General features: G+C 72.2%; 22 protein-coding genes and 2 pseudogenes. 16 read left to right on the top strand and 8 right to left on the bottom strand.

What is annotated here, in order from left to right:
- Window positions 1-290: 290 nt before the first annotated feature.
- From JFN87_RS22285 to JFN87_RS22255, 7 genes are all read left to right on the top strand, one after another.
- Entirely contained in the window at window positions 291-746 is a 456-nt protein-coding gene (locus JFN87_RS22285) for a tellurite resistance TerB family protein (RefSeq protein ID WP_209342596.1), read from the top strand.
- Between the two features lie 70 nt (window positions 747-816).
- The gene (locus tag JFN87_RS22280; RefSeq protein ID WP_209342594.1) at window positions 817-1920 is read left to right on the top strand and encodes a LacI family DNA-binding transcriptional regulator; all 1104 of its coding nucleotides are present in this window, start codon (window positions 817-819) and stop codon (window positions 1918-1920) included.
- Window positions 1921-2134: 214 nt separating this feature from the next.
- Window positions 2135-3364: a sugar ABC transporter substrate-binding protein gene (locus JFN87_RS22275; protein ID WP_209342592.1), complete on the top strand. Its 1230-nt coding sequence runs from the start codon at window positions 2135-2137 to the stop codon at window positions 3362-3364.
- A 13-nt stretch (window positions 3365-3377) separates the two neighbouring features.
- The gene (locus JFN87_RS22270) at window positions 3378-4337 is read left to right on the top strand and encodes a carbohydrate ABC transporter permease (RefSeq protein WP_209342590.1); all 960 of its coding nucleotides are present in this window, start codon (window positions 3378-3380) and stop codon (window positions 4335-4337) included.
- 92 nt (window positions 4338-4429) lie between these two features.
- Window positions 4430-5161 carry a carbohydrate ABC transporter permease gene (locus JFN87_RS22265; protein WP_245180852.1) on the top strand — a complete coding sequence of 244 codons (732 nt, stop codon included), beginning with the start codon at window positions 4430-4432 and terminating at the stop codon, window positions 5159-5161.
- A gap of 57 nt (window positions 5162-5218) precedes the next feature.
- Window positions 5219-7588, top strand: coding sequence for an alpha-xylosidase (gene yicI / locus JFN87_RS22260; protein ID WP_209342587.1), 2370 nt, complete (start codon window positions 5219-5221; stop codon window positions 7586-7588).
- Window positions 7589-7695: 107 nt separating this feature from the next.
- Window positions 7696-8466, top strand: a complete 771-nt coding sequence (locus JFN87_RS22255; protein WP_209342586.1) for an MgtC/SapB family protein — start codon at window positions 7696-7698, stop codon at window positions 8464-8466.
- Between the two features lie 64 nt (window positions 8467-8530).
- Here the strand turns inward: JFN87_RS22255 and JFN87_RS22250 are convergent, their stop codons facing one another.
- Window positions 8531-9385: an SRPBCC family protein gene (locus tag JFN87_RS22250; RefSeq protein ID WP_209342585.1), complete on the bottom strand. Its 855-nt coding sequence runs from the start codon at window positions 9383-9385 to the stop codon at window positions 8531-8533.
- Window positions 9386-9596: 211 nt separating this feature from the next.
- Between JFN87_RS22250 and JFN87_RS22245 the strand changes: the two are divergent.
- The 4 genes and pseudogenes from JFN87_RS22245 to JFN87_RS22230 form a co-directional block, all read left to right on the top strand.
- A pseudogene (locus JFN87_RS22245) lies at window positions 9597-9995 on the top strand (hypothetical protein); the annotation flags it as partial.
- Between the two features lie 200 nt (window positions 9996-10195).
- Complete coding sequence (locus tag JFN87_RS22240; RefSeq protein ID WP_209342584.1) at window positions 10196-10573, top strand: VOC family protein; 378 nt, start codon at window positions 10196-10198, stop codon at window positions 10571-10573.
- Window positions 10574-10700: 127 nt separating this feature from the next.
- Entirely contained in the window at window positions 10701-11057 is a 357-nt protein-coding gene (locus JFN87_RS22235) for a PRC-barrel domain-containing protein (RefSeq protein WP_209342582.1), read from the top strand.
- A 302-nt stretch (window positions 11058-11359) separates the two neighbouring features.
- Window positions 11360-12232: a YhjD/YihY/BrkB family envelope integrity protein gene (locus JFN87_RS22230; RefSeq protein WP_209342580.1), complete on the top strand. Its 873-nt coding sequence runs from the start codon at window positions 11360-11362 to the stop codon at window positions 12230-12232.
- Between the two features lie 50 nt (window positions 12233-12282).
- Here JFN87_RS22230 and JFN87_RS22225 read toward each other — a convergent pair whose 3' ends face one another.
- Window positions 12283-13017, bottom strand: a complete 735-nt coding sequence (locus JFN87_RS22225) for a chitinase (RefSeq protein WP_209342578.1) — start codon at window positions 13015-13017, stop codon at window positions 12283-12285.
- A 320-nt stretch (window positions 13018-13337) separates the two neighbouring features.
- Here JFN87_RS22225 and JFN87_RS22220 point away from each other — a divergent pair, with 320 nt between their 5' ends.
- Window positions 13338-14528, top strand: coding sequence for an MFS transporter (locus JFN87_RS22220; RefSeq protein WP_209342577.1), 1191 nt, complete (start codon window positions 13338-13340; stop codon window positions 14526-14528).
- Window positions 14529-14567: 39 nt separating this feature from the next.
- Here the strand turns inward: JFN87_RS22220 and JFN87_RS22215 are convergent.
- A pseudogene (locus JFN87_RS22215) lies at window positions 14568-15623 on the bottom strand (glutathione S-transferase family protein).
- A 94-nt stretch (window positions 15624-15717) separates the two neighbouring features.
- Window positions 15718-17166: an MFS transporter gene (locus JFN87_RS22210; protein ID WP_307865552.1), complete on the bottom strand. Its 1449-nt coding sequence runs from the start codon at window positions 17164-17166 to the stop codon at window positions 15718-15720.
- 190 nt (window positions 17167-17356) lie between these two features.
- Between JFN87_RS22210 and JFN87_RS22205 the strand changes: the two genes are divergently transcribed.
- The 3 genes from JFN87_RS22205 (at window position 17357) to JFN87_RS22195 (ending at window position 19729) form a co-directional block, all read left to right on the top strand.
- The gene (locus JFN87_RS22205) at window positions 17357-17938 is read left to right on the top strand and encodes a TetR/AcrR family transcriptional regulator (protein WP_209342570.1); all 582 of its coding nucleotides are present in this window, start codon (window positions 17357-17359) and stop codon (window positions 17936-17938) included.
- Window positions 17939-18003: 65 nt separating this feature from the next.
- Entirely contained in the window at window positions 18004-19158 is a 1155-nt protein-coding gene (locus JFN87_RS22200; RefSeq protein ID WP_245180842.1) for an ABC transporter permease, read from the top strand.
- A gap of 82 nt (window positions 19159-19240) precedes the next feature.
- Window positions 19241-19729, top strand: a complete 489-nt coding sequence (locus JFN87_RS22195; RefSeq protein ID WP_209342568.1) for an SRPBCC family protein — start codon at window positions 19241-19243, stop codon at window positions 19727-19729.
- Window positions 19730-19781: 52 nt separating this feature from the next.
- Here JFN87_RS22195 and JFN87_RS22190 read toward each other — a convergent pair whose 3' ends face one another.
- From JFN87_RS22190 to lnt, 4 genes are all read right to left on the bottom strand, one after another.
- Complete coding sequence (locus tag JFN87_RS22190; protein WP_209342566.1) at window positions 19782-20300, bottom strand: lytic polysaccharide monooxygenase auxiliary activity family 9 protein; 519 nt, start codon at window positions 20298-20300, stop codon at window positions 19782-19784.
- 246 nt (window positions 20301-20546) lie between these two features.
- Window positions 20547-21362 (bottom strand): 3-hydroxybutyrate dehydrogenase, encoded by an 816-nt coding sequence (locus tag JFN87_RS22185; RefSeq protein WP_209342565.1) that lies wholly within the window; start codon window positions 21360-21362, stop codon window positions 20547-20549.
- Between the two features lie 35 nt (window positions 21363-21397).
- Entirely contained in the window at window positions 21398-21877 is a 480-nt protein-coding gene (locus JFN87_RS22180; RefSeq protein ID WP_209342564.1) for an NUDIX hydrolase, read from the bottom strand.
- Between the two features lie 51 nt (window positions 21878-21928).
- On the bottom strand, window positions 21929-23605 hold the full coding sequence (gene lnt / locus JFN87_RS22175) for an apolipoprotein N-acyltransferase (protein ID WP_209342563.1): 1677 nt from the start codon (window positions 23603-23605) through the stop codon (window positions 21929-21931).
- Between the two features lie 214 nt (window positions 23606-23819).
- On the opposite strand from lnt, the gene JFN87_RS22170 reads away from it, so the two are divergent.
- The gene (locus JFN87_RS22170) at window positions 23820-24833 is read left to right on the top strand and encodes an O-antigen ligase family protein (protein ID WP_307865551.1); all 1014 of its coding nucleotides are present in this window, start codon (window positions 23820-23822) and stop codon (window positions 24831-24833) included.
- The last annotated feature ends 79 nt before the right edge of the window (window positions 24834-24912 follow it).

Below are 24912 nucleotides of genomic sequence, written 5' to 3'. Positions count from 1 at the left end.
AAGATAACGAATTACATTGAAAACAAAAGTTCAAAAGTGAGTTGTTCGGATCAGAGGCGCAGGGGACGGACGGGGGAGGCCGGAGCTGCCAATGCACACCACCATTCAAGTGACGGCGGTGGACGTGGCCCTGCTGTTGTGGCAGGGAGCGGCGGTTGCCTGAGAAGGTGAAGGTGCCGAGGGCGCGGCGCGAGGTTCACTCGAAGGGCGGCGGGCAGCCCGGGCACCTTCCGTGCTGCCCGGGCGTTGACCCTGGTGGCACGACCTGATCTACGAGGAGAGATGACCGCATGGCCCTGTGGGACCGCTTCAAGGAATCCGCCGCGACGATGCAGACGCAGCTGACGGCGAAGAAGAACGACCTCAAGAGCGGTGCTTTCCGTGACGCGAGCATGGCGATGTGCGCCCTGGTCGCCGCCGCCGACGGCTCCGTCGATCCTTCCGAGCGTCAGCGGGTCGCGTCGCTGATCACGGCCAATGACGTGCTGCAGAACTTCCCCGCCGCCGACCTGCAGAGCCGCTTCGACGACAACGTCGGCAAGCTGCAGGCGGACTTCGCGTTCGGCAAGGTGGGGGTGCTGCAGGAGATCGCGAAGGCGAAGAAGAAGCCGGCTGAGGCCCGCGCGGTGATCCAGATCGGCATCGTCATCGGCGGCGCCGACGGCGACTTCGACAAGTCGGAGCAGGCCGTGGTGCGGGAGGCGTGCTACGCGCTCGGCCTGCCGCCGCACGAGTTCGACCTCTGACGCGGTCGCCCGCGCCGGCGCTCCCGCCCGTTCGATAGCATGACCGATCGTGTCGTCGAAGGGCCAGAGGATGGCCACCATCAGGGACGTCGCCCAGCGGGCAGGGGTCGCTCCGAGCACCGTCTCCTACGTGTTCAACGGTTCGCGGTCCATCTCCGAGGAGACGCGGCGCAAGGTGCGCGAGGCCGTGGAGGCCCTCGGTTACCACCCGCGCGCCAGCGCGAGGACGCTCCGCAGCAGCCGCACGCGGGTGATCGCGCTGGCGCTGCCCCGCGCGGCCGGCGGGCGGCACGCGGTCGACGGCAGGTTCGCCATCGAGCTCAGCGACGCCGCGCACGGTCTGGGTTACGACCTGCTGCTGACCACCAGCGAGGACAAGGCCGAGGGGCTGCGCCGGGTGGCGCTGAGCGGGCTCGCCGACGCGGCGGTGCTGATGGCGGTCGACATGGAGGACGCCCGCATCGACGTCGTGCGCGAACTGGCGTTCCCCGCCGCGCTGATCGGCAGGCCGGCTGACGAGGACGCGCTGCCGTGGGCCGATCTCGACTGGGCGGAGGCCGCCGCGACGACGGTGCGCACGCTGGCGGCCGCCGGCCACCGTGAGCTGGTGTACCTGGCGCCGGCCGAGCGCGAGGTGTCGGCGGGACGCAGCTACGCGTTGCGCGGGATCGCGGGGGCGCGCCGCGGCGCGGCCGAGGCAGGCTGCGCGGTCGAGGTGGCGCACGCGCTCGACGACCCGGACCTGATGGCCGCGCGGTTGCGCGTCCTGTTCGGTGACGCGCGGGACGGCGGGGCGGGCGCGGGGCGCCGTCCTACGGCGCTGGTCGTGCAGCACCCGTCCGCGCACCACCACATCCTGGCGTCGCTGCACGCGGCGACCGGTCTGCGCGTGCCCGAGGACCTGGCGCTGGTCGTGATCGGCACCCTGCCGGACGATCCGTCGAGCAGCAGGCTGCCGAGGATCGAGCTGCCGGTGCGGACGCTCGCGGTCGAGGTGACGAGGCTCGCCGTCGCGGCCGCGGAGGCGCTGCGCGCCCCGGCCGCGGGCGTCGACGGTGCCGAGGACCGCCCGGCCGCCCGGCTGCTCGCCGATTCGGTGGGCCACCTGCTCGTACCTCCCGCTCCGCTGCCGGGCGCCACGGGCTCCCTCACCGCGCGGCCCCCGGCCGTCTGACGTCTTCTTCCGTCCCTTTTCCTGCCTGCCGAGGCGCTGCGGCGCGCGAGGTCTTGTCCGGGTCCCCTGGAGGGCCTAACATCACCGCGTCACCAAGTCGAATCGATTCGACAACTTGGATTCGACGTCGATTCGACGGCACCTGTGGCACGGCTCACGCCCGGGTGACCTCCGCGTTCTCGCAGATCCGTAGACCGAACGGAGAGCACCGACCATGGATCCGACCCGCCACCGCCTCAGGGCGGCGGCCGTGATGTCCGCCGCCGCGCTGGCGGCCACCGCGGTGACGGGGTGCGCGAGCGCCCCCGACCCGGGCACCGTCACGGTGCTCAACTCGGCAACCGACAGCCTCGAACACGCCCAGGAGCAGAAGTTCTTCGACCTGTGCGCGAAGCCGCTGGGGGTGCGGGTCCGCCAGACGAGCGTGCCGGCCGACCAGGTGGCCTCGAAGGCCCTGCGGATGGCGTCGTCGCACTCGCTCACCGACATCCTGGAGCTCGACGGCTCCGAGGTACCGCAGTTCGCCGCCACCGGCGGCCTCGTACCGGTACGGAAGGCCGGCGTCGACGTCTCCGGGATGTCGAAGAGCGCGGTGACCATGGGCAGTTACCGGGGCACGCAGTACGGCGTCGCGCGCGCGGTCAACTCGCTGGCCCTCATCTACAACAAGGACCTGCTCAGCCGTGCGGGTCTGAAGCCGCCCACCACGTGGGACGAGTTGAAGCGCACGGCGAAGAAGCTCACGCACGGCTCGACGTTCGGCATGGCGTTCAGCGCGACGCCCGACGCCGACGGCGTCTACCAGTTCCTGCCCTTCTTCTGGTCGGCGGGCGGAGACGAGGCCCACCTCGACGACGGCAAGGGCGCCCCGGCCCTCCAGCTGTGGAAGGACCTCGTCGCCGGGAAGGCCGCGTCGAGCGCGGTCGTCACATGGAACCAGCAGGACGTCAACGACCAGTTCATCGCCGGCCGGGCGGCCATGATGATCAACGGTCCGTGGCAGGTGCCGGTGCTCGACCAGCACAAGGGCCTGCACTGGGCCGTCGCACCCATCCCCGTGCCGAACGCGGGCGACCCGGTCGTGCCGCCGATCGGCGGCACCGTGATGACGATCCCGCAGACCCGCGACACGGGCAGGCAGCACACCGCCGCGAAGATCATCAACTGCCTCAACGAGCAGCACAATCAGGTGGCGTGGGGCGAGTCCGTCAACAACGTGCCGACGATGACCGCAGCGGCCGCGCAGTACGCGCGGCAGAACCCGAAGCTGGCCGCCTTCGCGAGCGAGGTCGCCACCGCGAGATCGCGCACCGACCGCGTGGGCGCACGGTGGCCCGTCGTGTCGGACGCGCTGTCCGGCGCCTTCCAGTCCGTGCTGACCGGCGGCGCGAGCCCTCGGGCCGCACTGAAGCAGGCCCAGGCGCGGGCCACGGCCGGCGAGTGAGGAGAGACGGGACATGACCATCACCGCCACAGGAGCGGCCACCGCGGGCACCCGGCCGCCGGCCGAACGGACGACCGGGGGACGCGGGCGCGGCGGCGGGCTGCTGCGCTGGTGCTTCGTCGCTCCGGCCGTCCTCTACATGCTGGCCTTCTTCGGCTACCCACTCGTGCGCAACATCCTGATGAGTTTCCAGCACTACACACCGCGCACCTACTTCACCGGCAGCTCGCCCTTCAACGGGCTCGGCAACTGGCGCGCCGTCTTCTCCGACCCGCTGTTCACCGGATCCCTGTGGCACACACTGGTGTTCACGGCCGGATCGCTGCTGGGGCAGTTCGTGATCGGGCTCGCCCTCGCGGTGTTCTTCTCCCGCCGCTTCCGCCTGTCCGGCTTCGCGCGCGCCGTCCTGCTGCTGCCGTGGCTGGTGCCGATGGTCGTCACCTCCATCGTCTGGCGCAAACTCCTCGACCAGGACACCGGTGTGATCAACACCGTGCTGACCGGCCTGCACCTGGCCTCGGGGCCCGTGCCGTGGCTGAGCAGCCCCGGTGTCGCGCTCCTCTCCGCGATCCTGGTGAACGTCTGGATCGGCATCCCCTTCAACATGGTCATCCTCTACGGCGGACTGCAGGAGATACCGCGCGACCTCCACGAGGCGGCGGCCCTCGACGGCGCCGGGGCGTGGCGCACCTTCCGCAGTGTGACCCTGCCGATGCTGCGCCCCGTGGTGACGGTCGTCCTCGTGCTCGGCTTCATGTCGACGGTGAAGATCCTCGATTTGATCCTCGCCCTGACGGCGGGCGGGCCGGCGGACGCCACCCAGACACTGGGCACGGTCACCTACCGACTCTCGTTCGAACAACTCGACTTCGGACAGGGAGCCGTCGTCGGCAATGTCCTCATCGCGGTGAGCGCCGTCTTCGCCGTGCTCTACCTGCGAGCCAACAGGGCCGACTTCGGCCGGGGGAAGTGAGCGCCGTGAGACACACCAGCGCACCGCGTCGGCACGGCAACACCGTGATCGCCGTCGTGATCCTCGTGATCCTGCTGTTCCCGCTGTACTGGATGGTCAACATCGCGCTCCAGCCCGGCGAGGGACTCGCCTCCACGGACTGGTTCCCGGTGGACGCGGGGCTCGGCAACTTCCGGCGCGCGCTGAGCAGTCAGGGCGGCTCGCTGGCCACCAGCCTCGTCGTCGCGCTCGGCGCCGTCGTCGTGTGCCTGGCACTCGCCGCGCCGGCCGCGTACGGCCTCGCGCGGTTCGGCCTGCGCGGCAGCCGCACCATCGTGTTCGGCACACTGATCACGCAGATGGTGCCGGGCATCGTCGTCGCCAACGCGCTGTACAGCGCCTATGTCGACCTGCACCTGGTGAACTCGGTGCTGGGGCTGATCCTCGCGGACGCCTCGCTCGGCCTGCCGTTCTCGCTTGTGCTGCTGCGGGCGTTCATGGTGTCGATACCGCGCGAGGTGGTGGAGGCGGCGCTCGTGGACGGCGCGAACCGCTTCACGGCCTTCGTGCGGATCGTGCTGCCGATGAGCCGCAACGCGCTGATCACGTCCGGCCTGTTCACGTTCCTCTTCGCTTGGTCGGACTTCATGTTCGCGCTGACCCTCAACACCACCGACGACGTCAAGCCCGTCACGCTCAGCATGTACGAGTACATCGGCGCCCATGTCAGCGACTGGGGCGCCGTGATGGCGACGGCGGTCGTCTCCGCCGTGCCCGCCGCGATCCTGCTGGTGCTCGCCCAGAAGTACGTCGCGGCCGGCATCAGCGGCGGATCGGTCAAGTAACGCGGATCAGTCACGTAACGCGGGTCAGTCACGTACCACCGAACAGGAGCACGCCTGATGAAGTTCACCGACGGCTACTGGCTGATGCGCCCAGGCATGACCGCGCACCACGCGGCCGCCGTGGCGGACGCCGTCGTCGCCGATGACCGGCTCACGCTGTACGCACCGGTCAGAAACGTCCGCCACCGCGGTGACACCCTCAACGGCCCGCTGCTCACGGTGGACTGCTGGTCGCCGGCGGAGGGGGTGATCGGCGTGCGCGCCACCCACCACGCCGGACGTCCGTCTCCCGGCCCGGAGTTCGCGCTGAGCACGGACGGCGGCGGCCACGCCTCGACCCGCCAGGAGGGCACCACCCTGTCCCTGCGGTCGGGCGAGCTGACACTCACCGTCGACACCGCAGGGCCCTGGCAACTCGACTTCACCGCGGGCGACCGGCGGCTCACCTCGATCGGCCCCCGCGGAACCGGATTCGTCACCGACGGCGAGGGCCGCCACTTCATGGTGGCGCGGCACGCACTGGGCGTCGGCGAGAACGTCTACGGTCTCGGCGAGCGCTTCACCCCCTTCGTCAAGAACGGCCAGAGCGTCGACATCTGGCAGGCGGACGGCGGCACCAGCAGCGAACAGGCCTACAAGAACGTGCCGTTCCACCTCACGGACCGCGGGTACGGCGTGTTCGTCAACCATCCGGGCCGCGTGTCGTACGAGGTCGGCTCCGAGGCGGTCGGTCAGGTCCAGTTCAGCGTCGAGGACCAGTCGCTGGAGTACTTCGTCGTGCACGGCCCGTCCCCCAAGGAGGTGCTCGCGCGTTACACGGCCCTGACGGGGCGCCCCGCGCTGCCGCCCGACTGGTCGTTCGGGCTGTGGCTCTCGACGTCGTTCACCACGGACTACGACGAGAAAACGGTCGGCCGGTTCGTGGACGGCATGGCGGACGCGGGCGTGCCCCTGAGCGTGTTCCACTTCGACTGCTTCTGGATGCGCGCCTACCACTGGAGCGACTTCGTCTGGAACCCGGACGTGTTCCCCGACCCGGCCGGGATGCTGCGCCGGCTCAAGGAGCGTGGCCTGCGGATCTCCGTATGGGTCAACCCGTACATCGCGCAGCGCTCCGCCCTGTTCGCGGAGGGCATGGCGCGCGGCTTCCTGCTGCGGCGGCAGGGCGGCGGCGTGTGGCAGTGGGACAAGTGGCAGGCGGGCATGGCGCTGGTCGACTTCACCAACCCGGGGGCACGCGCCTGGTACGCGGACAAGCTGCGCGAACTGCTGGGCCAGGGTGTCGACTGCTTCAAGACGGACTTCGGCGAGCGCGTTCCGCTCGACGTGGCCTGGCACGACGGCTCCGACCCGGAGCGCATGCACAACTACTACGCGCAGGTCTACAACGAGACCGTCTTCGACCTGCTGCGCGAGGAGCGCGGCGAGGGAGAGGCCGTGGTGTTCGCCCGGTCCACGACGGCGGGCGGCCAGCGGCTGCCGGTGCACTGGGGCGGCGACTGCGAGTCGACGTTCGAGGCGATGGCCGAGTCCCTGCGCGGCGGCCTCTCGCTCGGGCTGTGCGGGTTCGGCTTCTGGAGCCACGACATCGGCGGGTTCGAGGGCACGCCGTCGCCCGCGCTGTTCAAGCGCTGGGTGCAGTTCGGGCTGCTCTCGTCCCACAGCAGGCTGCACGGCTCCACGTCCTACCGGGTGCCCTGGGACTACGGCGAGGAGGCGGTGGCGGTCACCCGTGACTTCACGCGGCTCAAGAACCGCCTGATGCCGTACCTGTACGGCGCGGCCGTGCAGGCCAGGGAGCACGGCACGCCCACCGTACGGCCGATGGTGCTCGAATTCCCCGACGACCCTGCCTGCCGGGCACTCGACCGGCAGTACATGCTCGGCGACGACCTGCTGGTGGCCCCGGTCTTCGACGAGGGCGGCGCCGTCGAGTACTACGTGCCGACGGGCGTCTGGACGAACATCCTCACCGGACGGCGTGTGACGGGACCCGGCTGGCAGCGCGAGACCCACGACTTCGCGACGCTGCCGCTGCTCGCGCGGCCGGGCTCCGTGGTGCCCTTCGGCGCGCGCGACGACACCTCATCCTCCACGTGGGCGGACGGCGTGACCCTGCGCGTCCACTCCCCCGCAGGCTCCACCGGTACGACGACGGTCGTGCCGGGGCGTGACGGGGCGCCGGCCGCGACGTTCACCGTCCGCGGGGAGGGTGACACGGTCACGGTCGAGACGGACAGCGCGCTGCCGTGGCGGCTGCTGCTCGTGGGCGCCGAGGCAGTCGACGCCGCCGAGGCCTCCGGGGCCGCCGGTGCCGTAGCGGCCCGGGCCACCGGCCGGGCGGCCGTGGAGGCCACCGCCGATCCGCTCGGGGCCCTGTACGACTGCCCCGCCGGCACGTTCCGGCTCACCGTGCCGCGGCGCTGAGTCGCGGGGGCCGCGCGGTGGCGCGGACCGCGGCGTCGCCCCTCTGACATACCCTCGTACCCTCCGTCGTCGTTCCCGTCGCGGCGCCCGGGTGAGGAGGGACCACGTTGCACGCCTTGGCCATCGCCCTGTTCGACCCGGCAGCGGGTCAGGGAGGCCGCCAGTTCGCGGAGCTGGCGTTCGCCCTGCTGCTGTCGACGCTGATCGGCGCGGAGCGTGCGCGCCAGCAGAAGAGCGCCGGGCTGCGCACGCACACGCTGGTCGGTGTCGGCAGCGCGCTGTTCATGGAGGTCTCGCAGCACGGCTTCAACGCGGTGCTCGGCCTGGAGAACGTGTCGTTCGACCCCTCGCGCGTGGCCGCGCAGATCGTGTCGGGCATCGGCTTCATCGGCGGCGGGCTCATCTTCGTACGGCGGGACGCGGTGCGCGGCCTGACGACGGCGGCGACGGTCTGGCTCACCTGTGCGGTGGGCATGGCGTGCGGCGGTGGCCTGCCGCTGCTCGCCGTCGGGGTGACGGGTGTGCACTTCCTGGTCGTCCAGGGGTATCCGTACGTGACGCGGCGCATCCCGGCGCTCGCGACACCCGAGGTGACGCGGCTGCATTTGGCGTACCGGATCGGCACGGGCGTGCTGACGCGCGTTCTGGAGTTCACCGCCGACCGGGGCTTCCAGGTGGTGCAGGTGCGGGTCGACCGGGCGGCGCCGCACCCCGACGACGAGGAGGCCCCGCCGAGAGCGGGCGAGGCCGGCACCGCGCTCGTCTACGTCGACATCGAGGGCAGCGGCAGCGTGTCGCAGCTCGTGGCGGAACTGTCGGAGTTCGAGGAACTCCTGAGCGTGTCCTCGCTGCGGGGCGAGGACGACGGCAGCGACTGACCGGCCGGCCGACGGCGAAGGCGCGCCCCGTCCGCCCGCCGCCGCTCACCCCTCGCGCAGCCGCTCACTCCTCGCGCAGCCGCTCCGCGAGCGCCTCGATCGTGGAGCGCCAGGCCGCCAGCGCCTCGTCCGTGTCGAACGTCTTCGGGCCGGTCTGGGTGAGGACGAGGCGCGCCCCGTGACCGGTGCCCTCCCGCAGTTCCCATGAGACGGTGGCGCCGTCGTCCCACTCGTAGCCCAGGGAGTGCGGCGGGTGCACCTCGCTCACATGGCCGGCGGGCACGCCCGGCGCGGTGAACCCCGCGGGCACGGGCAGCCCGGGCACCGGCTCGATGCCCGCGCACAGCACCTTCCAGACCTTCTCCGCCGACGCCGTGAGCTGGCGCTCGAAGCGCACCGTGCGCGTGGCGCCGCCGGTGTCCGCCGTGCCGCGGTCGAGGCCGAAGAGGCGCACGTACGCGTCGTGCGCCTCGGTCGTGTCGTGCGCGGGCCGGGCGGGCACGCCGTCGAGCAGCCGGCCGAGCGCGGCCATGCACGCGTCCCATCCGGCGGCGAAGCTCGCGGCCCCCGCGCGGTCGTCGAAGGTGTGCGCCAGGGACAGGACCGATCCTTCGCCCTCCTCGGCCACGCTCCACGACAGGTGGTCGGGGCCCCAGTCGAACGCGAAGAGTCCCGGCGGCACCAGATCGGTGACGGTGCCGGTGGTCGCGTGCGCCTCGCCGCCGGGTGAGGTGAAGGAGATCGCGCCACCGGGGCGCGGGTCCAGGCCGACCTGGAACGGGAACCACTGGGACAGCCGGGCCGGGTCGGTCAGGGCCTCCCACACCGCGCCGCGCGGGTGGCCGAACCGTCGGGCCATGGTCAGGATGGAGCGCCCGCCGGCTGAGGTCAGGGCGTCGGCGTACCGGTCTGCGTTCATGGCCGCTCATCCTGCCAGGGTTGCTCTCGGTTTCGGCCAGATGCGGCGCGTGACCCTCGTCGAAACTGGCTGGAACCGTATGGTGACAGCGCGTCAACGCCGGTCACATAATGACGTGATCGCACGATGGGGCGATCACGTTCGTCCCTGCTCTCCCGGGTATCGCCCCACGGCCAACCGACCCCCAACGGACGGCGCAAGGAGAGCGGCCGTGCATGACGAATTCCTCTGCCATGTCACCGCCTACGGCGTGTGCGGCGGGCAGCGCGTCGGCGTCCCGCTCGGCACCTACCGGGCGCCCACCCTGGCGCTCGCCCTGTGGTGGCTGCGCGACCGCGCGTCCTGGATCGCCGAGCGCCTCGACCCGACCCCGGACGGCGGAAGCATCCCCGGCCATGCGCTGACCCCGGTCGGCACCGACGTGCCGGACGTCCCGCAGACCCTGCGGTCCTGGCGCGACGACGCGCAGCACCAGGAGATGATCGCCGAGCACCTGGCGCACGGGCGGCTGATCAGGGTGGCGACCCACGACGACACGACGGAGTACGAGTTGCTCGCGGAGTCCGTGGACGCGCTGCGCATGGAACGGACCGCGCCGGTGCCGCTGGTGTCCGCCGTGCCGCGGGCCGAGCGGCGCTTCCCCGCGCTCGCGGGCAGCGTGGCGGAGCCGTTCGGCGACGCGGTGTGGTTACGCGCGGTGGGCGCGTGAACGGTCGCCGCACCGTCCCGAAACTCGGCGTGCGGGACCGATGAGTACGGTTGCTCCGCGCGGTCCACCCCTCGACGACCGATCCACGAGAGGGGCATGTGATGTTGGGTGCATCAGAGGCGTTCAGTGGTTTCGCGGTGGACGACATCGAGGCGGCGCAGGGGTTCTACGGCCAGACCCTGGGGCTGCGGGTGACGGAGGCGAACGGCCTGCTCACCCTCGAGCTCGGCGGCGGCACGCGGGTCCTCGTGTATCCGAAGGAGAAGCACGCCCCCGCCTCCTTCACCGTCCTCAACTTCCCGGTCGACGACATCGAGGCGGCCGTGGACGAGCTCGTGAGCAAGGGCGTGCGGATGGAGCGCTATCCGGGGATGCCCGCCGACGAGCGCGGGATCATGCGGGAGGGCGGCCCGTACATCGCGTGGTTCACCGACCCGGCGGGCAACGTGCTGTCGGTGCTCCAGGACCGGCCCGCCTGAGGCCGGGGCTTCCTGAGGCCGGGGCCGCGGCGAACCGCCGTGGTGCGCCGGTGAGCGCGCCCGCGCCGGGTAGACGGCAGACTGGCGGTACGCAGGTAAGGCCCGGTGCCAGGGAGGCGAGTGGACGGTGTTCGAACCCGAGGACATCAGAGAGTGGCGCGACCACGACGTGGTCGATGTCGGCAAGAAGAAGATCGGGACGCTGGAGGCCATCTACGTGGACACGGCGACGGACGCCCCGTCGTTCGCCACCGTGACGATCGGGCTGCCGACCAAGCGCCGGCTGGTCTTCGTACCGCTGGAAAACGCGACGGTCGGCCCCGATTACCTGAAGGTCACCGTGGACCGCAAGGTCGCGAAGGACGCGCCGTCGATCGACATGGACGGCGAACTGCTCGCGGAGGACGAGCCCAAGGTCTTCGCGCACTACGGCATGCCGTACACGACGGGCGCGGGTGGCGAGCGGCGCCTCGGCAGGCGGTGACGCGGGCGCGGCCGGCGTGAGGTGGGGCGGTGTGGGCGGGTGCCCGCACCGCCCCGCGTGTTCTCCGGCTCCGCTTCGGCTCCGTCCGGCTCCGGCTCCGCACCGGTTTCGGCGGGGGTCGGGAACTGCCGGGGCCCCCGGCCGCGTTCACGGCACAACGCCCCGCGTACCCCGCCGGGAGACGGCACCGGTCCGCGTCGGGCCGACTATATGATCCAGTCCACGCCGCGGGCGCGTCCCGGCACCCGTTCGGGGCGCCCGTCCGAGCGACCGCCGCAACCTGAGGGATTCGAGACGCAGCGATGACCCGGAAGCACGTCAGCGAGGTGGACAGGCCGGGCCGGGTCCTGCGTGTGCGGCGCAGGTACGCGGGCTCGATGGTGGAGCTGGCCTGGACCCGGGGCCGCGAGATGGAGCTGATGCACCGTGCCATGGGCTTCGCGGCGCTCGGCTTCCTCACCCTCGTCCCGCTGCTGATCGTCATCGCGGCCACCGACCCCGCGAGCGGCCAGGGGTTCGCCCGGTGGATGGGACAGGGCATCGGGGTGTCCGCGGGCCCGCAGCACGAGCTCGAGCAGCTGTTCGGCAGGCCGCGGCAGGCACTCCAGGGCACCACCGCACTCGGCCTCGCCGCGCTCGCGGTGTTCGGCCTCAGCTTCGGCGGTGCGGTGCAGACGGGCTACGAGCGCGTCTGGGACCTGTCGGCCGCGCGCTGGCACACGATGTGGCGGCACGTCGTGTGGCTGGCCGGTCTGATCGTCTACCTGGTCATCTTCGTCAACATCCCCGTGACGTCGGACTCGCTGCCGTGGAAGGTCGTCGGCACGCTCGGCGACGTGGTGGCCGCCTACCTGTTCGTGTGGTGGTCGCAGCGGGTCCTGCTCGCGGGCCGGGTGCGCTGGAGCGCGCTGGCGCCGGGCGCCGCGGCGACCGCGCTCGGCATGCTGGGCCTTCGCGTCTTCTCGCAGCTCGTGTTCTCGCCGCTCATCGCGTCGAGCGCGGTGACCTACGGGCCGTTCGGCACGGTCCTGGTGATCCAGTCGTGGCTCGTCGGCGTGGGGTTCGTGGTGTACGGCGGTGCGCTGGTGGGCCGGCTCGTCCATGAGAGCCGCACGCGGCGGCGGCTGCGGGAGGCGACCGCGGCCGCGGAGACCGGCCCGCCCGGGAGCCTCTGAGCCCCCGGACGAGCCGAACGCGCGGACGCGCCGGACGGGCCGGCAGGCCGTCAGCAGCTGAGGTTGGCGCCCGGGTCGACGCCGAGTATCTGGGCGAAGCGCGTGTAGTTGTCGACGCGGTCCTGTACCTCGGCGGGGTTGCCGCCGTCGCACTCTATGGACCCGTTGATGGAGCGGATGGTCTCGCCGAAGCCGCGGCCGTTCACCATGGCGTCGTGCGGGGTCATGGTCCCTGGCCCGCTCTGGGTGTCCCAGTACCACAGGCCCGTCTTCCAGGCGACGGACGCGTCGTTCTGGACGAGGTCGGGGTTGTCGAGCAGGTCGATGCCGAGGGCGTCGCCCGCCGCCTTGTAGTTGAAGTTCCAGCTGATCTGGAGGGGGCCGCGGCCGTAGTACTTGTCCGTGCCCGCCGGACAGCCGTAGGGCTGACTGGTGTCGCAGTAGTGCGGGTAGTTGGCGGTGTTCTGCTCCACCACGTACTTCAGGCCCCCGGTCTCGTGACCGACGTTGGCGAGGAAGGCGGCGGCCTCCTGCTTCTTGACGGTGTCGCTGCCGGTGCCGGCGAAGCCGGGGTACGCGCCGAGCGCGTCCGTCAGCCCGGCGTACGTGTAGAACGGGTTCCTGCTCGGGAACATCTGGTCGAACTGGCCCTCGCTGACCACGAAGGCGGCGTCCGTCCCCGCCGCGTGCGCGGGTGCGGCGGCCTGGGCGGGGGCGAACGAGAGCACGGAGAACGCGGCCGCGGAAACGGTGGCGGCGAGCGTGGCGATGAGGCGACGGCGCACGGGCTTCACTCCTCGAAGGTCCGCCGTCCCCATGGCGGCCCGATCCCTGTGGGGGGTTGGCCCGGGTTCACGGATGGGAGCGTGCGGGGACCCCCGGGCATGACGGAGCGCCACTTCCCGCGTGTGGGGCGCGGGAAGAGCGGATCCTCTGCGTTCGCAAAGACCCGTCGTTGGACTAGACCATACCCACGGACGTGTCCGCGTCAAGGGTGTGGGCGACGGCAGCGCACGGCGCTGTCACGGCGCTGTCACGGCACCACCGCGGCCCGGCGGGGGGTGCGGTTCGCGGTGGCGTGCCGCGTGCCTCGTAGGGTGGCGCCATGAGTGATCGCTCCCGTACGCGCCCCCGGCTCGGTTACCCGGCGGCGGCCGCCGTGTTCGCCATCGGCATGCTGGGGACGACGCTCCCGACGCCGCTGTACGGGCTGTACCGGAAGGAACTCGGCTTCTCGGAGTTCGTGGTGACGGTCGTGTTCGCCGTCTACGCCGTCGGTGTGATCGCGGTGCTGCTGCTGGCGGGGAACTTCTCGGACCAGGTGGGCCGCAGACCCGTCCTGCTCACCGCGCTCGGCCTGTCTGCGGCCAGCGCGGTGTGCTTCCTGTTCGAGGGCGGGCTGCCGGTGCTGCTGCTCGGGCGGCTGCTGTCCGGCTTCTCCGCCGGCCTGTTCAGCGGGGCCGCCACGGTCACCGTGATGGAGGTGGCACCGCGGGAGCGCGCCGAGCGCGCGGGTTTCGCGGCGACCGCGGCGAACATGGGCGGCCTCGGCTGCGGCCCGCTCGTCGCCGGGCTGCTCGCGCAGTACGTGTCCTCGCCGCTGACCGTGCCGTTCCTCGTGGACCTCGCGCTGATCGCCGCCGCGTGCGTGCTGCTGTGGGCGCTGCCCGAGACGGTGGCCGAGCGGCGCAGGCCGCGGCTGAGGCCGCAGGGCCTCACCGTGCCGTCCGAGGCGCGCGGGGTCTTCACGCCCGCCGCGACCGCCGCGTTCGCGGGGTTCGCGCTGCTCGGCCTCTTCACGGCCGTGGCACCGAGCTTCCTCGCGCAGACGCTTTCCGAACGCAATCTGGCGGTCGCCGGCGCGATCGTCTTCACGGTGTTCCTCGCGTCCGTCGTGGGCCAGTCCCTGACGGACCGCATCGGTAGGCACCGCACTCTGCCGGGCGGCTGCTTCGTGCTGGTCGCCGGGTTGCTGCTGGTGGCCGCCGCGCTGTACTGGGAGTCGTTGCCGCTGCTGGTCGCCGGCGCCGTGTGCGGCGGCCTCGGCCAGGGGCTCTCCTTCCGTGCCGCCGTGGGGACGGTGTCCGCCGCGGCCCCCGCGGAACACCGGGGCGGCACCATCTCGTCCTTCTTCGTGATCGCCTACCTGGGCATCTCGCTGCCGGTCGTGGGCGTCGGCGCGCTCACCCTCGCCGCCGGGCTGCGGGACGCGGGGCTGATCTTCACGGCGTGCGTGATGGTGCTCGCGGTCGGCGTGGGTCTGTACGTGCTGCGCAAGCCGCCGCGCACGGCCTGACCCTCCCGTCCGGTCGCACGGCCCGACCTGCTTGGCCCGTCAGGGCCGCCCCGCCGCCGGGATCTCCTCGCCGGCCGGTGGCGGCCCCGGGGGCGTGCCGTCGCCGAAGGGGCGGCCGCCCAGTTCCTCCCTGCGGTGCGGCGTGAGCCATCCCGACAGGTCGGGGCCGAGCGGCACGATGCCCGTCGGGTTCACCCCTGTGTGCACCTGGTAGTAGTGGCGCTTGATGTGGTCGAAGTCGACGGTGTCCCCGAACCCGGGCGTCTGGTAGAGGTCACGCGCGTACGCCCAGAGCACCGGGTTCTCGGCGATCTTGTACTCGTTGCACTTGAAGTGGCCGTGGTAGACGGCGTCGAACCGCACCAGGGTCGTGAACAGCCGGATGTCGGCCTCGGTGATCGACTCGCCCATCAGGTAGCGGCGCCCGGCCAGCCGCTCGGAGACGGTGGCGAGCCGCCGGAAGACCGCGCGGAAGGCGTCCTCGTACTCCTCCTGCGTGGTGGCGAACCCGGCACGGTAGACCCCGTTGTTGACGTCGCGGTAGACGCCTTCCATCACCTCGTCGGTCTCCTCGCGCAGCGCCCGCGGGTAGAGGTCGGGCGCGCCGTGGCGGTGCAGGGCGCGCCATTCGGTCGCGAAGTCCAGCGTGAGGCGCTGGTAGTCGTTGGTCACCAGCTTCTTCGTGGGGACGTCGACGAGCGCGGGGACGCTGACGCCGCCGGGGTAGCCGCTCTCCCGCGCGTCGTAGGCCTCGGACAGGTACCGGATCCCGAGCACGGGGTCGCGGCCGCCGGGGTCGAGGGTGAAACGCCAGCTGCGGTCGTCCTGGATCGGGTCGGTGACGGCGAGGGAGATCGCGTCCTCAAGGCCGAGCAGGCGCCGGGAGATCAGCGCGCGCCCGGCCCAGGGGCAGGCGCGGCTGACGACCAGCCGGTAGCGGCCCGCCTCGACGGGCTACCCGTCCCGGCCGTCCGCGGTGACGCGGTCGGCGAAGTGGCTGCGGGACCGCTTGAAGGGCTCGCGTCCGTACGCGGCGTTCCCCGCACCGTCCGCGCCGTCCGCGCTGCTCTGCCCCGTGGTGGACGTGGCTGCCATGGTGGTGACTCCCGTCTGCCGGTTGCCCTGTCCACCTTTCCACTCGGGCCGGACGTACGCAGTCCGTCCGCACATGCGCGGCGGATGCGTCGGTTCAGGACTTCCGTGACGCCTTTCCCGCGATCACGTCCGCCAGTGCGACGATCAGTGCCGCCACCACGAAGGCGATGGAGACGACCAGGCCGTGGTCGTACGCCGTGCCCCAGCCGTCCTTTCCGACCTGGGCGAAGAAGACGGAGCCCACGGCCGCGATGCCGATGGCCGAGCCGACGCGCTGGCCGGTCTGGAGCGTGCCTCCCGCGCTGCCTGCCGTGTCCACCGGGACCCGGGAGAGGGTCAGGGTCTGGTTGGGCGCGATGACGAGTCCGCTACCGAGGCCGGCGAACAGCAGCGGGGCGGCCATCGCCCAGCCGACGCCGCGCCCGGGCACCTGGTGCACGGCGATGGCCGTGCCGCCGAGGCCGACCGCCACCATGGCCAGGCCGACGGCCACGAGCGGCCTGCCGAAGCGGCTGACGAGCCGGCCGCCGATGGCCGCGGCGAGCCCCGAGCCCAGCGCGAAGGGCGTGATCGCGAGGCCGGCGAGCAGCGCCGAGTAGTGGAGCCCGTTCTGCAGGAACAGCGTGCTGACGAAGAAGATCGAGGTGAAGCCGGCGAAGTAGAGCAGGATCAGCGAGCTGCCGAGCGAGAAGGACCTGATGGTGAACAGCGAGAGACGCACCACCGGCTGCGTGCCGCCCGCCGAGCAGCGCGCCTCCCATGCCACGAAGGCCGCGAGGATCACCGCGGCGACCACCAGCAGCAGGTACTTGCCGTCCCCCTTCCACTGCTGCGCCTGGACGAACGGCAGCAGCAGGCAGAACACGCCGGCGCCGAGCAGCACGACGCCCAGCGGGTCGAGTTCCCGCAGCCTCACCCGGGACGCCGAGGGTGTGTCGGGCAGCAGTCTGCGGGCGAGGAGGACGCAGAGCACACCGATCGGCAGGTTGACGTAGAACACCCAGCGCCAGCCCTCGGTGGGGCCCGCGGCCTGGATCAGCAGGCCGCCGAGCAGCGGGCCGACCGCGGTGGAGATGCCGACCACCGTGCCGAAGGCGCCGAACGCCTTGCCGCGCTCGGCGCCGCGGAACATCTGCTGGATCAGCGCCGAGATCTGCGGGGAGACCAGGCCGCCCGCGACGCCCTGCACGAGCCGCGCGATGACCAGCCACATGCTGGACTGGGCAAGACCGCAGGCCGCGGATGCCACGGTGAAGAGGCAGAGCCCGAAGATGAAGACGGCTCGCCTGCCCCGCGCGTCCCCGAGCCGGCCCGCCGGGATGAGGAAGAGGCCGAAGGCGAGCGCGTAGCCGGAGAGCACCCACTGCAGGTCCGACGCCGGAGTGTGCAGGCCGGACTTGATGGACGGCAGCGCCACGTTCACGATCGACACGTCGAGCAGGGTCATGAAACCGGCGACCAGGCAGACGGCGAGCGCCCGCCAGCGGTGCGGGTCGGGCGCGTCGGTGTCCCGGGCGGCGCCCGGGGAAAGCTGCCGGTCCACCACGGGCGTCTCCTCTCGTCGGGGTGTGCCTCGCGCATCCAGCGGGGCCGCGCCATCGCGGCGCCCGGCGGGCACGACCTGCCGGGTTCCCGACCCTGTACAGGGGAAACGGCGGAAACGGGAGCCGCGGCCCGCGCCTGCGGCGAACCATTTAGATGAACGCTCGCTCAAGATGTCTTATGGTGGCGAGGTGGGACGCAAGCGCGGGTTCGAGATCGATGAGGCGCTCGGCGCGGCGGTCGACACGTTCTGGGAGCGCGGCTTCGACGCGACGTCGGTGCAGACCCTGTGCCGGGCGATGGAGTTGCAGCCGGGCAGCGTCTACGCCGCCTTCGGCAGCAAACAGGAACTCTTCACGGCGGCGCTCGGACGGTACGTGGCGACGGTGTCGGCGGAGGCCGTCGAGCGTGTCAACGGCGCGCCCAGCGGGATGCTCGGCCTGCGCGCCTATTTCGCGCACCTGGTGGACTCCATGGTCGACGGCAAGCGCCGCTGGGGCTGCCTGATCACCAACTCCCTGGTGGAGCTGGCCGGCCGGGAGCCGGAGCTGACCGGTCTCTTCCAGCGCCACCTGGCCAATCTGGAGACGAGTTTCGCCGCCGCGCTGACCCGCGCGCGCGACGACGGGGAGCTTCGCGAAGGCGTGGGTCCCAAAGCGGCGCCCCTCCTCGTCGCGGTGGTGCAGGGGATGAACGTGATGGCCAAGGGCAGGCCGGGACGTGCCGCGCTGAACGCCGTCGCGGACTCGGCGCTGGCGGGTCTCGCCGCCTGAGGGGTCGCCGCCTCCGGTCGCGCCAATTGCCCCATTTCGCACCATACGGTGCATACGGTGGCCCCATGGCCGCTGAACACGACGACGACATCCCGCACCCGGGTGGCTCGCACACGGGAGAGCCAGCGGGCGGCGGCGCCCGCCACGGCGGCGAGCACGGCAGGCGCCCGGGACTGCGCGACCGGTGGAAGGCGTTCACCGACTCGCCGTACCTGCCGGCCGTCGTCCTGGTGTTCATCCTGTCCGCGGGCGCGGGCCTGTTCGCCGGGTCGTACACGTACAACATGGCGAACCCGACCCCGCGCCACATCCCGACCGCCGTCGTCGGTTCCGACGCCGTGCCGCCCGCCCGGGCGTTCACCGCCGGTCTGGAGAAGGCGCTCAACACCTCCATCGCGCTGCATCCGTACGGCAGCCGCGCGGCGGCGCTGCACGCGGTCGAGGAGCAGAAGGTCTTCGCCATCATCACGTTCCGTGACTCGGGCGGCCGGACGACGGTACGGATGGACGTGGCGAGCGCGGCCGGCCAGTCCGTAGCCCAGGTGCTGACGCAGGCGGCGCCGAAGGTGGCCAAGGCAGTGCACGTGCCCCTGACGCTCGGCGACGTCAAGCCCCTGCAGAAGGGCGACCCGCGCGGGCTCGCGATCTTCTACATCACCCTGGCGGCCGTCATCCTCGGCTTCGTCGGCGCGATCCAGCTGAGCGTGCACGCGCGGCTGCTGACACCGTTCGAGCGGATCCTGGCCATCGTGGCGAACTCGCTTCTCGGCAGCTTCACGATCGCCGCGGTGGTCGACTGGTGGCTCGGCGCACTGGACCTCCCGTTCGTCGAGTCATGGCTCATCCTCGCGTTCACGATGTTCACCTCGGGCATGGTCTTCACCATGTTCAACACCCTGGTGGGCCGGTGGGCGATGCTGCCGACATGGGGGCTCATGGTGCTGCTGGGCAACCCGTCGTCGGGCGGCGCGGTCTCCTGGCCCCTGCTGCCTTCGCTGCTTGGCCGCATCGGGCAGTGGCTGCCGCCGGGGGCGTCGGTGAACGCGCAGCACACGGCCGTCTACTTCGGGGACGCGCAGCACGTGTTCCCGTTCCTCGTGCTGCTGATGTGGGCTGCGCCGAGCACCGCCGTCTTCTGGGTGTGGCGCCACCGCCACCCGGGCGGACGCGACCGGGCCCCCGCGCACGCGGCGAGCGCCGACGGCGGCGCGGGGGCCTGAGCGTGGGGGCCTGAGCGTGGGGTCGTCCCGGTTGCCCGGGGGCGGCGCGCCGGGCCGCGGGGCGTTGTGCGATGGTTCGATCATGACGACCGAGATGACCGGGAAAAGCGAACGGTTCGAGGTACAGCGGGATGTCGCGGCGCCCCCGGACCGGGTGTTCGCCCTGCTGTGCGACCCCCGGGGGCATGTCGCGATCGACAGTTCCGGCATGCTCCAGTCGGCGGCCGGCGAACCGGTCGGCGCGGTGGGTGACGAGTTCGTCGTGCACATGGACCGCGAGTCCCTGAACGACCGGCCCATGGGCAAGTACGACGTCACGGTCATCATCACCCGGTTCGATCAGGACGCCCTCATCGAGTGGACGATCTCGGGCACGATCCAGCCGCCGCTCAGGCACCTGTACGGCTACCGGCTCGAACCCCTGGCAACGGGCACGCGGGTCACCTCGTACTACGACTGGAGCGAGATCGACCCGGCCTACCGCGGCAAGGGCGTCTTCCCGGTGATCCCGGAGGCCGCCCTCCGCGCGACGCTCGGCATCCTGGCGCGGACCGTGGAGAACACGGCCTGACCGCCCCCGCGCGACACACCCGGCCGGCGCGCCTCGCGAGGGCGAGGGCGCGTCAGCCGACGTTCACGTCGATGCACGTGTAGAACGCGTTGGCCGTGTCGGCGATGTTCCAGACGGCGAGCACCTTCTGCTTGCCGCGCAGGTCGCCGAAGTTCACCTGATGGGTGACGGTGGCGTTCGGCTGCCTGCCGTGGTCGTTGAACTCCGCGATCTTCCGGTCGCCGACGAAGTACTGCCAGGTGCTGGTGGCGTGGCGGGCCGTCAGCGTCCAGGTGAACGTGGTGGTGGACGAGACGGGCGTGACCACCCAGCCCTTGCTGTCGTCGTCCAGCTCGGCGAACCTGGCGTTGCCGCCACTGCAGCTCTTCAGGCCCTTCGGGCCCTCCACGCTCTGCGGCTCCCACTTGATGGAGCCGCAGCTGACGATTCCCTCGGCGCACTGCGCCTGCCGGCTGGGCGGCGACGAGACGTAGCCGTGCGCGCTCGCCGAACTCGCCGGGAGCGCCACCGCCACGACGGGCGCGAGGACCGCGCCTCCCAGGGCGGCCTTCCACTTGTTGCCTGCACGCATCACGAACTCCTTCACGCGAGGCGTGCCGTGTGCCGCGAGCCATGGGGTGCCCGAGGCGACGGCGGTGCGCCTCTGGTCGAGTGTGGGGCCTGGCTGTGCGAAGGACGGCGGCGCTTGACCGCCCGCCACGGTCCCCTCAGGGAGGCGTGGGCACGGGCGCCGCCGCTTGGACTAGACCATTGCAGAGCGACGTGCTCACGTCAATACCGGGCTCCGGCGCCCTCAGCGCGCCGCCCCAGCCACCGTTCAGCGCGCCGTCCAGCCACCGTCCAGCGTGAGCGACGAGCCCGTGACGAACGACGCCTGCTCGGTGCAGAGGTAGGCGACGGCCTCCGCGACCTCCTCCGGCTCCAGCAGCCGCTTCAGCGCGGTCTCGGTGAGCATCACCTCGGAGACGACACGTTCGGCCGGGATCCCGTGGGCCTCGGCCTGGTCGGCGATCTGCCGCTCCACGAGAGGAGTGCGCACGTAGGCGGGGTTGACGCAGTTGGAGGTCACGCCGTGCCCGGCCCCTTCGAGCGCCGCCGTCTTGGACAGCCCCTCGAGCCCGTGCTTCGCGGTGACGTACGCCGACTTGTAGGGCGACGCCCGCAGTCCGTGCACCGACGAGATGTTGACGATGCGGCCCCAGCCCTGCGCGTACATGTGCGGCAGCGCTCCCTTGATGAGGCGGAACGGCGCCTCGAGCATCACCGTGAGTACCGTGTGGAAGACGTCGGCGGGGAACTCCCCGATGGGCCTCACCAGTTGCAGTCCGGCGTTGTTGACGAGGATGTCGGCGCCCGCGGCCGCGCGCTGAGCGGCGTCGAGGTCGGTGAGGTCGAGCACTTCGGGCAGCAGGGCGCCGTCGCCCTCGACGGGCTCCGCGGCCAGCGTGTCGAGACCGGACGCGTCCCGGTCGAGCGCCCGCACGGCGGCGCCGGCGGCCGCGAGCCGCAGCGCGCAGGCCCTGCCGATGCCGCCGGCCGCACCGGTGACGAGGGCGGTGCGGCCCCTCAGATCGAGTCCGCCGGAGCGGCCGGTGGTGCGTGAAGCGGGCTCTGTCGCGTCGTTCTGCGTCATGATCCCACCGTAGTTATCCGTGCGCCCGCGGCCGGTCAGCCGGTGGCCGGTTCGAACCAGGTGGGGCCGTCGCCGAGCGCCTGCTTGAGGCGGAACAGCGCGAAGTCGCGCAGCTTGGGCAGCGCGTCGACCGAGAACCAGCCGACCTCAAGGGACTCCTCGTCGTGCACGTGCGCCTGTCCGCCGATCGCACGGCAGGCGAAGGTGATGTCCATGAACTGGCACACGTCGCCGTTGGGGTACGTGATCGGCTTGCGCATCGCGTGCACGGACACGACGCGCTCCGCCTCGCAGTGGACGCCGGTCTCCTCGAAGACCTCGCGCACCGCGGCGGCAGCGGGCTGCTCCCCCGGCTCCGGAATGCCCGCGACCAGCGCCCACTCGCCGTTGTCGGCCCGGCGGCCGAGGAGGACCCGGCCCTCGTCGTCGAATACGACGGCGGTCACCCCCGGCAGCACGAGCAGCTGGTGGCCGGCGTCGGCGCGGATGTCCCGGATGAAGTCAGGCGTTCCCATGGTCACCGACCATACGGCCCCAGCGGCGGCCGGTGCGACGCGATCCGGACGTCACGCGCGTGCGGCGGGCGAACCGCCGCGCCTGCCGCGTACGGCGCGCACGACGATCCAGGCGACGCCCGCCCCGCCCACCGCGACGAGCAGCCACTCGGGCAGCGTGCCGAGCCGGGTGGCCGGGGTCAGCGACGTACGCAGCGGGACCTTGTCCTCCAGGATCGCGGGCGTGAACATCCCACTCTTGCGGGCGATGCTGCCGTCGGGCTCGATGATGGCGCTGACGCCGCTGGTGGTGGGCACGACCACGGAGCGGCTGTGCTCGACGGCGCGCACCTTGTCCATCGCGAGCTGCTGGTACGTCATCTGGCTGCGGTCGAAGGTGGCGTTGTTGCTCGGCACGGCGAGCATCTCGGCGCCCGCCACGACCGGGTCGCGCACGTCGTTGTCGAAGGCGGCCTCGTAGCAGGTGGCGAAGCCGACCTTCGTGCCTGCCATGTCGAAGACGCCGACCTTGGTCCCGGGCGTGAAGTCCTCGCGTACGAGCGCGACGTCCTTGCTGAACTTCTCGGCGAGCGAGCGCATCGGGATGTACTCACCGAACGGCTGGATGTGGCGCTTCTCGTAGGTGGCGCCCGGGCCCGTGGTGGGGCTCCAATCGATCAGCGTGTTGTAGAGCTTGCCGTCGGGTCCTGGCTCCTGCACGACCGTGCCGATCTCCGTGGGCACCCCGATCGCCTTGACGGCGGAGTCGATGGCCAGGCGCGCGCCCTCGTCGTGCAGCGGATCGATGTCGGAGGAGTTCTCCGGCCACAGCACGAGGTCGGGTTTGGGCCGCTTGCCCGCCTTGACCTCGGCGGCGAGCTTCAGCGTCTCCTTGACGTGGTTGTCGAGCACGGCGGAGCGCTGAGCGTTGAAGTCCAGGCCCATGCGGGGCACGTTGCCCTGGATCGCGGCCACGGTGGCGGAGCCCGCCTCGGGCGCGGTCGACACGAGCGGCAGCGCCGCGAACGCCCCGGCGACCGGGGCGAGGACCGTGACGGCCGCGGCGGTCACCGCGCCCCTGCGCGCGTCGCCTGACGCGCGTCCCGCGCCGGACCCGCGGCCGTCGACCGATCCGCGTCCCGCGCTCACCCGCCGGGCGGCCTGCCGGGCCGCCTCCGCGAGGCCGAAGCCGCACAGGACGACGGCGAAGCCGAGCAGCGGCGTGCCGCCGACCGCGGCGAGCGGGAGGAAGAAGCCGTCGGGCTGGCCGAAGGCGACCTTTCCCCAGGAGAATCCGCCGAACGGGAACCGCGCTCGCGCCGCCTCCCCCGCGATCCACACGCCCGCCGCCCACAGGGGCCACACGGGCAGCCTGCTGACGGCGGCGATGCCGAGGCCCACGCACCCGAGGAAGAGCGCCTCCGCGACGGCCAGCGCGATCCACGGGAAGGACCCCACCTCGACGCTCGTCCATTCGAGGAGCGGGAGGAAGAAGGCGAGCCCGCCGAGGAGCCCCAGGCCGAACCCGGCGCGCAGCCTGCGCCCGTACAGGCTCCAGCCGAACAGCGCGAGCCCCGGCAGGGCGAGGAACCACAGGGGGCGCGGCGGGAAGCTCACGTAGAGCAGCAGCCCGCCGGCCACCGCGGCGGCGGGTCTGATCAGCCTCCGCAGCAGACGCTGCCCGACGGGGGCGGGTGCCGGGGCGGGTCCCGGCTGCGGGGTATCGACCGACGTCACGGTGGCGCTCACCCTGCGGAGTGTACGGCGCGCACTTGTGCGGCCCGAGGGCCGCGCGGCGTGCGACGGGAGGCGTCTGGGGCACCGGCGGCCACATTTCGGCACCATTCCTTCGCACCGTGTCCACACGGGGCGCCGCAGCCGCTACGGTGTCGCCAGTCTTCGACGGGGGGTCGAGGGATTGACAACAACACAGGAGAGACCGCCGGTACCGGGGACCGGCGGGGTGCCGGGCGCTGTGGGGGTCGTCGTGCTCGGCTGCTGCGCGGTGTGGGCGCTGATCAGCTCGGCCCTGGGGCAGGGCAGGCCTGAGGGCGTGCTGCTCGCCGTGCTCGCGGTCGTGGCGGGCTACGCCTGCGGCCGGATCGGCGGCTCCGCGGTACCGGCGGGCGCGGCCGCGGCGCTGGCGCTGGCGGCGGGGGCCGCGGCGGCGGTCGCGGCGGCCGGTTCGGGCGACGGCGGCGGACGCGCCGGCGAGGTCGCGGCGCTGCTCGCCCTGGCGCAGGGCGCGCCGTGCTGCGCGGCGAGCGCGGTGCGCGGTGGCGGCCGGGCCTGGGCCGCGCGGCTGCTCGTGGTCGCGGTGGTGGGCCTCGCGGCGGTGCTCGGGTCACCCGCGGGATGCGCGGCGACGGCCGCCGTGGCGCTGTGTGCGCTGGGCGCGGCGGCGTCGCACGGACGCGGACGCGGGCCGGTCCTGCTGGTGTGCGCGGTGGTCGCGGCAGCGGCCGTCGCGGGGGTGTGCGCCGTCGCGCACGGCGCGCTGTCCGCGGACGGCGCGGTGCCCACACAACGGGTGGCGGTCTGGCACGAGGCGGTGGCACTCGCCCGTGAGCACCCGGTGACCGGCGCGGGACCCGACCGCTTCGGGGAGCTCGGCCCGACGGTGGCGGCCCAGGCCTCCGCACCGGACGGCGAGGCGCACTCGGCGCCGCTCCAGGAGGCCGCGGAGCAGGGCGTGGTGGGCCTCGCGCTGCTCGCGGGCGTCTACGTCTGGATGCTGTACGGCCTGGCGCGCTCACCCCGTACGACGCCGGTCGCGGTGTCGGCGGGTGCCGCGCTGACCTGCCTGGCGGTCCTGGCGAGCGCGAGCGACGCGCTCAGCTTCGCCCCGGTGGCGGCGGCCGCGGGCGCGCTGGCGGGCCTCGGCACGGCGGATCCCGCCGCCGCCGCCTCTGATTGGATGAGCACTCGTCTGAACTCTCGTCACCCATGTATCTCCGATTCCCTCTTTTGCTCATAAATAGGGACGGGGAGGGGGACGGGGGGGAGGGCGGGGGGTGGGGGGACGGGGAGCGGGGGGCGGGGGGGGCGCGCGCCGG

The sequence above is a fragment of the Streptomyces montanisoli genome (assembly GCF_017813245.1).
Lineage (GTDB): Bacteria > Actinomycetota > Actinomycetes > Streptomycetales > Streptomycetaceae > Streptomyces > Streptomyces montanisoli.
This window is presented reverse-complemented; position numbering and strand designations above follow the sequence as displayed.

Excerpts from the sequence above, each read along its gene's own strand:
- JFN87_RS22285 (WP_209342596.1), top strand. The coding sequence starts at position 291 with ATGGCCCTGTGGGACCGCTTCAAGGAATCCGCCGCGACGATGCAGACG.
- JFN87_RS22280 (WP_209342594.1), top strand. The coding sequence starts at position 817 with ATGGCCACCATCAGGGACGTCGCCCAGCGGGCAGGGGTCGCTCCGAGC.
- JFN87_RS22275 (WP_209342592.1), top strand. The coding sequence starts at position 2,135 with ATGGATCCGACCCGCCACCGCCTCAGGGCGGCGGCCGTGATGTCCGCC.
- JFN87_RS22270 (WP_209342590.1), top strand. The coding sequence starts at position 3,378 with ATGACCATCACCGCCACAGGAGCGGCCACCGCGGGCACCCGGCCGCCG.
- JFN87_RS22265 (WP_245180852.1), top strand. The coding sequence starts at position 4,430 with ATGGTCAACATCGCGCTCCAGCCCGGCGAGGGACTCGCCTCCACGGAC.
- yicI (WP_209342587.1), top strand. The coding sequence starts at position 5,219 with ATGAAGTTCACCGACGGCTACTGGCTGATGCGCCCAGGCATGACCGCG.
- JFN87_RS22250 (WP_209342585.1), bottom strand. The coding sequence starts at position 9,385 with ATGAACGCAGACCGGTACGCCGACGCCCTGACCTCAGCCGGCGGGCGC.
- JFN87_RS22240 (WP_209342584.1), top strand. The coding sequence starts at position 10,196 with ATGTTGGGTGCATCAGAGGCGTTCAGTGGTTTCGCGGTGGACGACATC.
- JFN87_RS22230 (WP_209342580.1), top strand. The coding sequence starts at position 11,360 with ATGACCCGGAAGCACGTCAGCGAGGTGGACAGGCCGGGCCGGGTCCTG.
- JFN87_RS22220 (WP_209342577.1), top strand. The coding sequence starts at position 13,338 with ATGAGTGATCGCTCCCGTACGCGCCCCCGGCTCGGTTACCCGGCGGCG.
- JFN87_RS22200 (WP_245180842.1), top strand. The coding sequence starts at position 18,004 with ATGGCCGCTGAACACGACGACGACATCCCGCACCCGGGTGGCTCGCAC.
- JFN87_RS22195 (WP_209342568.1), top strand. The coding sequence starts at position 19,241 with ATGACGACCGAGATGACCGGGAAAAGCGAACGGTTCGAGGTACAGCGG.
- JFN87_RS22190 (WP_209342566.1), bottom strand. The coding sequence starts at position 20,300 with ATGCGTGCAGGCAACAAGTGGAAGGCCGCCCTGGGAGGCGCGGTCCTC.
- JFN87_RS22185 (WP_209342565.1), bottom strand. The coding sequence starts at position 21,362 with ATGACGCAGAACGACGCGACAGAGCCCGCTTCACGCACCACCGGCCGC.
- JFN87_RS22180 (WP_209342564.1), bottom strand. The coding sequence starts at position 21,877 with ATGGGAACGCCTGACTTCATCCGGGACATCCGCGCCGACGCCGGCCAC.